At 56.2% G+C, this 11,563-nt stretch carries 11 protein-coding genes; 5 read left to right on the forward strand and 6 right to left on the reverse strand.

All coding sequences use genetic code 11. The features are described 5' to 3' along the window. Positions 1–64: 64 nt before the first annotated feature. Entirely contained in the window at positions 65–2,128 is a 2,064-nt protein-coding gene (locus VGL38_16320) for a TonB-dependent receptor (GenBank protein HEY3297000.1), read from the reverse strand. A gap of 689 nt (positions 2,129–2,817) precedes the next feature. Here VGL38_16320 and VGL38_16325 point away from each other — a divergent pair. From VGL38_16325 to VGL38_16335, 3 genes are all read left to right on the forward strand, one after another. Beyond that, positions 2,818–3,333: a hypothetical protein gene (locus VGL38_16325; GenBank protein ID HEY3297001.1), complete on the forward strand. Its 516-nt coding sequence runs from the start codon at positions 2,818–2,820 to the stop codon at positions 3,331–3,333. Positions 3,334–3,412: 79 nt separating this feature from the next. Next, positions 3,413–4,054 (forward strand): hypothetical protein, encoded by a 642-nt coding sequence (locus tag VGL38_16330; protein HEY3297002.1) that lies wholly within the window; start codon positions 3,413–3,415, stop codon positions 4,052–4,054. Positions 4,055–4,403: 349 nt separating this feature from the next. Beyond that, entirely contained in the window at positions 4,404–5,150 is a 747-nt protein-coding gene (locus VGL38_16335) for a helix-turn-helix domain-containing protein (protein HEY3297003.1), read from the forward strand. Between the two features lie 235 nt (positions 5,151–5,385). Here the strand turns inward: VGL38_16335 and VGL38_16340 are convergent, their stop codons facing one another. Then, positions 5,386–6,432, reverse strand: coding sequence for a hypothetical protein (locus VGL38_16340; GenBank protein HEY3297004.1), 1,047 nt, complete (start codon positions 6,430–6,432; stop codon positions 5,386–5,388). 625 nt (positions 6,433–7,057) lie between these two features. Between VGL38_16340 and VGL38_16345 the strand changes: the two genes are divergently transcribed. Both VGL38_16345 and VGL38_16350 read left to right on the forward strand, forming a co-directional pair. Continuing rightward, on the forward strand, positions 7,058–7,546 hold the full coding sequence (locus tag VGL38_16345) for a ferritin (protein ID HEY3297005.1): 489 nt from the start codon (positions 7,058–7,060) through the stop codon (positions 7,544–7,546). 300 nt (positions 7,547–7,846) lie between these two features. After that, positions 7,847–8,512: a rubrerythrin family protein gene (locus VGL38_16350; protein HEY3297006.1), complete on the forward strand. Its 666-nt coding sequence runs from the start codon at positions 7,847–7,849 to the stop codon at positions 8,510–8,512. A 99-nt stretch (positions 8,513–8,611) separates the two neighbouring features. On the opposite strand, the gene trxA is transcribed toward VGL38_16350, so the two are convergent. From trxA to VGL38_16370, 4 genes are all read right to left on the reverse strand, one after another. After that, a complete protein-coding gene (gene trxA / locus VGL38_16355) occupies positions 8,612–8,956 on the reverse strand; it encodes a thioredoxin (protein ID HEY3297007.1) in 345 nt (114 codons plus the stop codon). Between the two features lie 49 nt (positions 8,957–9,005). Continuing rightward, positions 9,006–9,506, reverse strand: a complete 501-nt coding sequence (locus VGL38_16360) for a TlpA disulfide reductase family protein (protein HEY3297008.1) — start codon at positions 9,504–9,506, stop codon at positions 9,006–9,008. A gap of 124 nt (positions 9,507–9,630) precedes the next feature. Then, entirely contained in the window at positions 9,631–10,776 is a 1,146-nt protein-coding gene (gene alr, locus VGL38_16365) for an alanine racemase (protein HEY3297009.1), read from the reverse strand. A gap of 120 nt (positions 10,777–10,896) precedes the next feature. Continuing rightward, positions 10,897–11,563 (reverse strand): hypothetical protein (locus VGL38_16370; protein ID HEY3297010.1); only part of this gene is annotated, 667 nt, incomplete at its 5' end.

Consider the following 11,563-nt stretch of genomic DNA (forward strand, 5'->3'; position numbering starts at 1 on the left):
GAAACGCAAAAGGGCGCACTGACCGGTGCGTCCTTTTCTTTTTTGATGCGATAACATGTTTTTTCTACAAGGCCAGCCGCAGGCTGCCGAAGTACTCCGCGCGGGGGGCTGGCTGATAGGAGTTGCCATCGGGATCGGGCTCGGTGAAAGCGATGTACGGCGTGTTCAGAATGTTCCGCACCGAGGCGGCGATCTCGAGGTTCATGCCGGCGATGCTCCAACCATAGGCGGCCCGCAGATGATAGAGTGTGTAGCCGTTGACGAAGACCGAATTTTGCGAATCAATCGTCCACTTGCTCTGCATTTCGCTGCTCGCGCCGATCCGCAGATCCGCCACCGGTCTCCACTCCACGTCCACGTAAGTCATATGCACTGGAGAATTGGGCAGGCGGTTACCTTTGAAGGTGTCGGGTTTGGTGTAGGTGAAATCGGAGTAGGTGTAGGCGGCCTGCACCAGCACGGATTTGACCGGGGACCAGCCGAGCAATGTCTCCACACCATAGCGGCGGCTGGAACCGAGATTGCGGTAAAAGGTTTCGAGCGGACGCGAGGAGATGCGGTAGCGGTCGAAGTCCTTGTCCGTCTGCAGATGGAAACCCGTTACGTCGTAGTAGACGCTCTGGCCGATTTCCCCGCGCACACCGAGTTCCTCGCCCTGTGACGTCGCCGCAGCCAGTCCCGCGTTGAAGCCGCCCTGCTGTGCGGGATTGTTGGCCAATTCTTCCGTGGCCGGCGGCAGAAAACCCTGGCCCCAGTTGGCATAGAGGTTCCATTCGCGGCGCGGTGTGAATGCCGCTCCGAAGCGGGCGGTCGTCTTTTCGAAGTTGGCCTTGCCGGACAGGTCCTGCGCATCGGCCTTGTCATCGAGCAGCGAATTGCGAATATGGTCATAGCGCAGACCCGCGTTCACACTCCACTGCGACCCCAGTTCCACGCGGTCCAGCAGAAACGCGCCGATAGTGTTCTGGTTGATGCTCTGATTGGAGAGCAGAGTGTCCTGCCGCGCGCGGCCCAGATTCTTGAAACGGTTCTCGGCGATATTCTGGCCCTGCACATCGCTGCCGAGGCTCACATGGTTTTTGACCCAGCCGAAATCGCAGTGGCGGTTGTACTGCACAGACGCGCCGGGAGTCAGGAAGGTGCGATGCTGCACCGAAGACGGCACGGCTTCTTCGAACAGGCTCATGCGGAAGAAGCCATTGAACTGAATATCCTGCTGGCGCGGAAGTTTGATTACACCGGAAAGTCCATTGGTGAAGCGGCGCGTGAGCTGATATTCATTGAATGGCACGGCATCGGGGTTGGCCATGCGGCGATCCTGCTGCACCTGCAAGGCATTCAGGCCTTCGGCATTCTCGTTGAAATATTCGGTCCATGCGAAGATGGGCGTAATGCGGACACTGGGCGTTGGATCCCAGCGGAGTTTTGCATAGATGTTGTTGCCATGATAAGCCGTGTGCACCCGGTAGCCGTCACTCTGCATGCGCGAGGCGGAGACGCGGTAGTTGACATCACCGCTGGTGCCGCCGATCTGTCCGAGGGCCTTTTCGAAATTGTAAGAGCCCGCGTTGCTGTAGATCTCGCCGCCCAGCGGTTTTTCCGGCCCGTCCTGTGTGGTAATGTTAACCACGCCGCCCGATGAGCCGCCACCGTAGAGCGCCGCCGCCGGCCCGCGCAGCACTTCCAGGCGCTGCACCGTCGCCCAGTCCACGTCGTACAGATCCGGCGCAAAGCCGGTCGGATCATTCAACGGCAGACCATCCAGCAAAATCTTGATGCCGCGAATGCCGCGCTCTGTCAGGATTCCCTGTCCGCGAATCGACATATGCACGCGCGAACCGTCGGCCTGATTTTCGACACGCACACCGGGCACCAGCTTGACGGCTTCATCCACCGCAATCGTGCGCGGCATGGCCTGAAGCTGCTCGTCCGTGACCACAGTTGTGGCCGCGGGGCTCTGGCGCAAGGGAATCTCCATGCGCGGCGCCGTTACAGTGTACACGAACGGATTTACATACAGCGGGGTATCCACGGCCGCCGCTATGGTCAGCGGTTCCACGGCATGGAGGGGGGACGCAACCATCAGAAAGATCAGGAACAGGTGTGAGGCACAGAAGAGGTTCTTCACGGGAGTTGCTTTCCTAATTCTATGGATAAGTTGTTACTGCCGCACCTTGCCACGGGCAAGCGAGACAAGTATGCCTGCGAGGCAAAGGGCAGTTGAAATGCTGAAATCGGTCTTCACGGCACCCAAAAACTTTTAATCAGCGCCGCGATATTCGAAAAGAGAAACGGCACATTCCCGCGGAAGACCCGCACATTCAGCACCGGCGATTCCGTGCGGGATTCTCCCCAGACAAACAGCAGCAGACCCGACCAAGGTCAAGGCGTCAATGGCGAAATCCTTGCCGATGGAGGGTAATGCTACCGTGATAGAGGACACTGTGAAGGGTGTCAGGAACGATGCGAGGGTCGCCACCACAAGGGCAGGCATTTTGTTCGCAGAATCAGACATGTTCAATGGTCTGGCGAGTAGCGAACTATTCCTTTGTTTCACAAAAGGTTAATATGCGGTAATCTCTGTTCTAAGAACAGAATATGCACATTTTTTTGGTCAAAATCAGTTTTGAATAACTGGCTATTGATTTTCGGGACGATGTTCTTTAGATTGACTATGTGTGGAAAAGACAACTTAGCACTGCTTTCCGGACATGGCGCATCCTATTTAAAAACCAGTGACTTGCTACCACGGCAAGAACCTGCACAGTAGGTGGCCATGACGGTCCGGAGACTCATGGTTGGCAAGGGAGGAATGGTATGTCGTATTCTGTTACACAGGCGTTGTACGATTGGCTGCACGAAAAGCGCCTTATCCGCGCCGTAGCGCGTGACATGGGTATCAGCGAGAGCACACTGGCGGCCCGGTTGTGTCCCAATCGTGACGGCAAGCTCGGAGCGGATGACATGGTGCCGCTCTTTCAGGCCATCCGCCGCATCGGCTACGGGGCGGAGTTGAACGGCATTCTGCATCAGTACATCGCGGAGTTGAAAGGTGATGAACTGGCCAATGTGGCGGATCAAGATCTGATTCCCCACGTGCTGAAGCTCAGCAAGAGCCTCGGCATTCTGTCCGATTGCGCGGCGCGCATCTCCCAGATTTCCGATGAGGATGAACTGGCCAGCCTGAACACCATGCTGCGCACTGAAGTGCTGCCGGTGGTGATGAAAATGGAGAATACGATTTCTTCACGCATCGTGGCGCTGCGTAAGAGCAAGCGCAGAATTCAAATCGAGGTTATCATCCGGCCACAGGAGTGGCAGGTGAGTTCGTAGTTTCCGGCGTCGTTCGCGCGCTCAGTGACCGCCGAACGTTGAATCGGACGGAGTATCCAAAGCAAGGGGCCTGCCGCAGTTGACCTGGTCATACGGTCTCTACCTCGTTGCCTTCCTCGCCGCGATCTTTCTGGCTCGCGGCCTTGGCCCGTTGTTCTTTATTCCTCTACTGTTGGACTTCGGTTTCGAACTCTGCCTCTTTTTCGATGTGCTGTCGGGTTGGGATATTCGTCTGGTGGTCGCCGTCTTCGAGTTCCTCTGGTTTGTCTGGGTGCTGGCCCTCGCCGGAAACCTGCGCAAATCCACCTTTGTGGTGATGCTGGTGCTCGATATGGCGGTGATGATGAAAGGAATTCTGCCCAGCATTCAGGCGACAGGCATCGGTCAGAACTTCTGGAATGACACCAGCATGGCCATCATTGACGTTTGGCAAACGTCGATTCTGGTGGTCATCGGTTCCATGGTGGTGCGCAGCACCATCGTCGCCAAGATAAAGGGCGAGTATGTGGACATCCTGACCAATCCCAAGAAGCGGTTCCTGCTGCCCATCGGCATGTGGTCGTTCATGCTGGAGATGCCCAACTATCTGCGGCCAATCATTCCGGACTATCTGTATGACAACCGCTTCCCGATCTCGGCCAATTTTCTGATTTACGGCTGGGTCGCTCTCGAACTGCCCTTCTACATCATGTACAAGCGGCTGAAGAAGCGCTATTCGTAAGACTCACGCTGAGTTTCTATAAAGATGTGGGTTTGCTGCATAATAGGCCACTTTCCGCAGTAAAAGTGGTGCTTTTGAGATAATTTAACATCTTGTTAAATTAGCAATTGTGAAAATAATATTTGCATAAAGCCCACATCAACTGGTGTGGGCTTGGTGTTTTTCCGCATATAACACGCCATTTTTTCGGTTATGCCTTCACAACTTCGATGTCAAACAGGAGGTCGCGGAAATTATTGAAGTTATAAAACTCGATGACCCTTTTGACCCATTGACTTCGCTTGACAAAATGATATATTCCACTTGCGTTTCATTTTTGACCCTTCCGGCTTCTGCTATTGGCTTGCGCATGACCATTGAATCCACGTCCAGTCCGCTCAGCTCCAGTCATGCTGACCGATCTCAAGTCCTGCTGATCTGCCACCGTGGAAGCGTTTGGGAATCCCGCGTTGCGGGCCGGGCAGAATCCGAGACCTCTCCCCTTGTGCTCCATGACATGCAGTTGGCGGCCAGCGAACTGAAGCGGATCTCGCTTCGCGCCATGTTTGTGGCCTTGGGCGAGGAGGACCGGAACTGGCAAGACTTCATTCCCTTCTTCCGCGCGCGCCACTTTGTGGCTCCGGTCTTCTTCCTGCGCGATGAGCGTGCGGAGACCGTGGAACGAATTCTGAATCTTTGCGACATCGTGATTCTGGTCTCGGAATTCTCCGCCAGCGGCTTAGGCACTCTTCCCATCAGCACAGCCGAAGAGGACAGCCTGCCGGAAATTCCGCCCGAACAGAGCGCGCGGCCGCCCGCCAGTCCGAAGAGCCAGAAATTTCAGCAGGCGCGGGACGACTATGAAATACGCGTGATTACAAGCGCGCTGCGGCTGCACCGCGGAAACGTATCCGACGCGGCGCAGCACCTTGGCATCGGCCGCCGCAACCTTCATTACAAGATTCGCGCCTTCGGCATCAACTTAGACACCTTTCGGGTATCGGATAGCGAGCAAAAACACACCGCACCTCAGGAACATCAGGGGAGTCAGCACGTTCGGTTCAGGCGACGTCGCTCTTCCGCACCAGTAAGTTCCGACCTTAGTAACCCGTCTTAAAAGGATCCTCTCCTTTCACGCAATTTACGTCTCGGACAACTTCTCTACGTGTGTTTTTGCTTTTGCCAAAGGGAAAGGCGGCTTAGGCCGCCTTTCTCAAGTAAATCCATCTGCGTCTCGAGCGCGGATGGTTCGCCGCCTTCGCGGCGAGACTCTTGTGACGCGGTCGGGTCAGATGCTCAGGGGTGTGCGCCCTTCTTGAGCCGTCTGGCCCGTGCCGCAGCAAGTTTTCCGGCTACCGCAGGATCTTTGTCAGTTCTCCGATCGCTTTCTCTTCCCAACCGCGGGCCTCTTCGATCCAGTGCGAGCCTTTGGCGCGCAATTCCGGATTACGCCAGCGGGCCACGAAATCGTCCGGGTACGAGGGGATGAATCCGTGGCGGTTGTGGCTCCACGTGGGACCGAGATACTGCGCCCAGTGCTTCCAGCTCTCCACACATTGCTCATAGCAGAATGCAGCCTTTTCTACGGCGCCGCGGTCCTTCCCGCCGAAGCGGGGCGCAACCCGTTTGAAAAACTGTTGTGAACTGGCGCGAGCGGTCCACTGCTTCCACAGTGCGGCTCCCATCCACGCCGATGTGCGCTCGCTGGTAAAGTCCACATCCGAATCGGCCACGTCCGCCGTAAGGCGGCGGTAAGCATGATCCCCGATGGAGCACCCTGCCAGATTGGCCATATGCCACAGCCGGACGGCGCGGCGCGCCGCTGTGCAGGCAAGGCTGGTGAGATTGTCGATCTGGCGCGGCGCTTCATCCACACAGATCAGCACATTTCCTTCATCCAGCGGATAGCGCCAATACTTGCGGTCGCAGTCCGCCTGAGAGATCATCTCTTCCTGCAGACGCGCGCGCGGCCTGGCGCCGAGCAGACAGCAATGAGAGTCGGCTTGCGCGAAGCCGTAGATCAGAATCGGTTCTTTGAAACGCGCCAGAGTCAGGCGGCCTTGAGCAATCCAATCGCGGATCACGGCAAAGGCGGCGGATGATCCGGAAGGAGTCACTTCCTTCCACGTCATATCCAGGGCGCGGAACAGAGTCTCGACGGGCGCGACAAACGATAGTTGCGCACACTCCGGATGCTCGCGGCTGTAGATGAACTGCGCCGCATTGCCCGAGAGTACATCTGCTTCGCAATAGATGATACTCACGCCGGCGGCACGCAGCAACCCGTAAAGGCCGAGCACCAGATCGGGCTCGACAAAGTCGGGCAGCGTACGGAGTTCTTCCAGAGCGGGAGGAAAGCCGTGGGCGAAGGTTTTCTGTGCGGGTGTCGCAGGGTGCATAGTGGAAGATACTCAATCCTTACTCGAAACTCAAGAAAAAAGCCAACGACTGACCCGCCACTGCCATGCGAGAGTTTGGGAAGAGATTGACAACGTCCCTCGAATTTCGGGAATAAAAAAGGCAGGACCGCTTTCACGATCCTGCCTATGCGCCACCCACCGGGACGGTCTATATTATACGCGTCGATTCTTCTCCACATGAAAATGATCAGGCTCAGGCGACCGGACCGAATCTGATCGAACCACTCCGTCCAGGAGGTTAACGTTGGTAATATAGACGCTGACGCCAACAATGTCAAGCCGGGCTCTTCGTCTTTCCCCTGCTGACTTGTCGATTGAACCAACGTGTTCACTGGGCTTTACCCAAGCCTGCGGGCTCATGTGATGGGTTCTTTCCGAACGTTTTTCCCGCGTTGCGCCTCTAACGCATGGGTCAGTTGGTCAGGAATTGCCGGAGGGTCAGAAATCTTTGTGAAATTAAATATTATGTAGTTCGCCAAGGCGAGGGTACAAGCGGAACAGGGGCGGTGTTCCGCTTGTTTTATTTGGGCAAGTAGTGTACATTTGAAAATCAATTTATGCAGCAGAGCGGGATATTCGAACTAAATCCAAGGAGATAATTAGAATGATCAGCGAGAATATGATAGGGGCTTTGAACAGCCAGATTAAGCACGAGTTATATTCCAGCCAGTTGTATCTGGCCATGAGCGCTTTCTGCGACCGGCAGAATCTGAAAGGCTTCGCGCATTGGATGCGGGTGCAGGCCGACGAGGAGCGCGGGCACGGGTTGAAGTTTTTCGACTACCTCTTGCAACTTGGAGTTCCGGTGAGACTCGAGGCCGTTGATCAGCCGCCGATAGACTTCGGAACACCCAAGCAGATATTTGTCGCCGTGCTGGAGCATGAGCGTATGATTACGTCGAAGATCCACGGCCTCTATGAGCAGGCTCTGGCGGAGAAGGACTACCGTACGCAGGTGATGCTGCAATGGTTTGTTAATGAGCAGATCGAAGAGGAAGAGCAGGCGATGGAGATTCTAACGAAGATCGAGCAGGTAGATGAGCGCATGTCCTCGATCCTTTGGATTGACAAGGAACTGAAGAAGCGCGCCTGACACCATAGAACAGATGATCGGAAAAAGGGAAAGCAGATTGCTTTCCTTTTTTTCATTTTGTTCTGTAGCCGGAAAATACGGAGCGATGCGGGCTGCAATTGATTATTCAATTTTTGCCAGCTACCGTTTGGGACAAGGGTTCAACCTGAATGTTCAGGACTGAATACTCCTGCTTGGCAACATTTGGGCAAGTTCGGTTAGGAACTTAGGTAATTTGGAAATCGTTAGATCCTTGTTGTACCTCGCACTGCTCCGGTAGCCACCTGACCCGTTATGAGAACAGATGGAGGAGAGTGTCACGTGAGATTTGTAAGATTTCTTGCCGTTTGGGGCGGCGTTGCTTTACTGCTGGTGATGGCATCGACCGCCAGGAGCGAAGATAAACAACAGACGGCAACGACCGCGCTGACGCAGCACGGACGCACCACCAAGACGATGACGAATCTTGAGGCGGCGTACCAGGCAGAGTATGGCGATCGCGCGCGCTATCTGGCTTTTGCGGACAAGGCGGATGCCGAGGGTTACAAGCAGGTCGCCAGCATGTTCCGCGCAATTGCGCGCGCCGAAGAAGTTCACGCGGCGAACTACGCGGCCCTGCTCAAGGGCATGGGCGGCGCCACGACTCTCGAGATGGTAACTCCCGGCGTGGCATCGACACGCGAAAATGTGCAGTGGGCGATTGACCAGGAGACGAAGGAAAAGGATACGATGTATCCCGCCTTCATCACGCAGGCCCGCAAGGACAAGAACGAGGACGCCGCGCGCTGTTTTCACTATGCGATGAGCGCGGAGTCGGAGCATTTTGCCGTCTATCAGCAGGCAGCCCACAACCTTGACGATTACAAGGGCGGAGCCAGCATCCCCTTCATGATCTGTCCTTTGTGCGGCAAGACCGTGCGTTCGCTGGGCGCGACCGTCTGCCCCGTTTGCTCGACGCCGAAAGACAAATTTGTCGAAGTGCGATAGGAGAAGTTTCCCGTCGCGCGATCATCTCCGGTTATGGAACGTAAACAGCCCTCGCCAGTAATGACGAGGGCTGTTTGCACAGGGATAAATCGACGTCCGCTACGCCGCGAGGAAATCGTCCACGCGCTTCTTCAGAGCGGGCTTGGGCAGCGCGCCCACTTGCGAATCCACATGCTTGCCGTTCTTGAAGAACAGCAGCGTGGGGATGCCTTGAATGCGGTACTGCATCGCGGTCTGCGGATTATTATCCACGTCGAGCTTGACGAACGTCACGCGGCCGGAGTATTCGTCCGCCAGCGCCTCGATAAAGGGCGCGATCATTTTGCAGGGAGCGCACCAGTCGGCATAGCAGTCCACAACCACGTTGGGATTCTGCTTGATGGTCGTCGCAAATTCGGCATCGGCGACGTGTTGCACTTTCGTCGTCGAGGTATTGTCAGCCATAGAAACCTCTCTATCTGAAATGTATGTGGCCGCGCGAAAGCAGCCAGCCTTACGAAATCTTGAGCAGCGACTTGATCTTGCCTTCGAAGTAAGCCTTGTCGCGGGCACCCACGATCTTCTCGACGATGTTGCCATTCTGATCGATGATATAAGTCGTGGGAATGCCTGCCGGCGGTTCGAAGAGCTTCTGCGCCTCTTCATTATAGATGGCGCTGGTGTAGTTCACGCCATTCTGAGTGGTAAACTGCTTGACGGCATCCTTGCCCTGCCGGGCCAGCGCCAGTCCGACTATCTCCAGACCTTTGCCCTTGTAGCGCGAGTACAGGTCCACAAAATGCGGAATCTCCATCTTGCACGGACCACACCACGTATCCCAGATGTCCACAATGACGACCTTGCCCAGATACTGCCGCATGTCTATTGGGCGATCATTAATGTCACTGACGCTGAAGTTCAGCATATTGGCGTTCTTGGGTGTCTTCGGCGCAGAACTGCATCCGATAGTTACGGTCATTGCCAAGGCCAACAAAACTACTGTGGTCTTTATCACGTTCAGCCGTCTCCTGTTCAACTGGCCTGAAATCATTTCACACTCCCGTGTCAAGAATGTATTCTTATACTTTTGTTGATCACAATGGGTTCCCAGCTAAATGTAGCTGGGCGCAAGTCTTTTGTCACGCCCTAAAGGCAACGTCGGGGGCGGTCTGAAAGACTCGCGGAAGACGCGCAGAGAGCCATGTGGGCAGCTCGTAGGCCAGCGCGCCGATTAATGGTGCCACCTCAAAAAGAAACAGCGTTTCGCCGCCCTGACGGCCCCAGAACACGACCTCGTCTCCGATGTGGGGGCGGTCGGCTCCCGCCACAAAAACATAACTGGTGTCGGGAGTAATGACTCCCACCAGTGGCCGCCGTGTACCCTGCACCAGCACCTGAGCCTTCCCGGCGAGGCTGCGCGCGTAGTTGATTCTGTGGCCGAGGTTGACCTCTGCTCCCCAGCCATCCAACGGTGCGGTCCAGAAGTGGGTCGTCGGAAAGCCGTGTCCGCGCTTCACGCGGCGAACGAGCTTCACCCGGCCCAGCAGTGTCATGACGGGTTCGAGAGGCAGAAGGTTATGCACTTGCGGCGAAGGAGGCTGGCCGTAGAGGGCAATTCCGGTGCGGACAAGGTTGCCCGGGACATCCGGAAGCGCGAGCGCGGCGGCGGAATTGGCGATATGGATCCAGTCGGGATTCAAGCCAAGCTGGGCAGCCTGCCGCACAATCTGATCGAAGATCGCGATCTGCTGCCGGCCCTGCTCGGCGTCCTGCGGTCCACCATAGGCCAGATGGGAGTACAATCCGACCACATGCAGGTGCTTCATCCGTGCGATCTTCTGCAACGCGGCAGAGGCTTCGCTGTGATGAACGCCGACTCGTCCCAGACCCGTGTCAAACTTGATATGTGTGGGAATGGAGCGTCCCAAGGTCCGGGAGACAGACTCGAGGTATTCCACCTTGTACCACGAGGTTGCTGCCGCCTGAAGATCCCAGTCCAAAAAGAGATGGGGAGGCTTGCCCACCCAGTCGGTCATCACCAGAATCGGTTTGGTGATTCCTGCTTTTCGCAGCGTCACGCCATCCTGCGGAGAACTGACGCCAAAGCCGGTAATTCCAGCGGCATCGAGCGTCTTTGAACAGGGGATCAGGCCGTGGCCATAAGCATTCCACTTGACCACCGCCAGGACTCCACGCGTGCCGACTTTCTGCTGAATCAGCGCGGCATTTCGGGCGAGGGCAGCAAGATCAATCCGGGCTTCGGGACCGGCCAAAGGAGGCAGCATTTCCGCATTCACACAGGGTAATCTACGGAAAAGCGTCTCATTTGGCAAGGGGAGGATAAAAAAACACTCCCAGTGGTTACCCACCGGGAGTGTTTAAGATCACCGCGAAAAAGCGGGTTCTTACTTCTTCTTTGCGCCGGTCTTGCCAGCCTTCGGGGCCGGGGCAGCACCCTTCGCCGGAGCGGGGGCATTGACCTTGGCCAGTTCGGCCTGAGCGTCGGCAACAGCCTGGGTACCTGCGTACTTCGGGTTCTTGACGAAGTCCTGGAGCGCCGTGACTTTCTTCTTCTTCGGCATCTTCAAGATCTTGTCATAGTCAGCCTTCGCCAATTCGTTCTTGGCCTTCATGGCTGCCGGGGTATTCGGGTACTTGTTGATCAGCTCGTCCCAGTTCTTCTTGTCTGCATAGAGCTGGTCTGCCAGAGCGTTGCGCGCCTGAGCGGCAGCCTGGGAATTCGGATACTTGGCAAGGACGCCGTTGAAATCCTTGGCATCGAGCATCTTCTTGGCCGCAGCCTCATCCATCGCGGTCTGAGCCTTGGGTCCGAAAGACGTCTGGCCGTAGGTCTTGACGACTTCGTCGTACTTACCTTCGTTGAACAGCTTCTCAGCAACCTTCTCCTTCGCCTGCTCGGCTACCGGAGTGGTCGGATACTTTGCCAGCACTTCTTCGTACTTCCCTTGGTCAAACAGCTTCTGGGCGCGTTGTTCCGGAGAAGCACAACCGCCAAGCAAGAGGCCAATGACGGCGAGGGCAGCGATGACAGCAACTGTGCGTTTCATGGAG

The sequence above is a fragment of the bacterium genome, from assembly GCA_036504735.1.
GTDB lineage: Bacteria > Electryoneota > RPQS01 > RPQS01 > RPQS01 > DASXUQ01.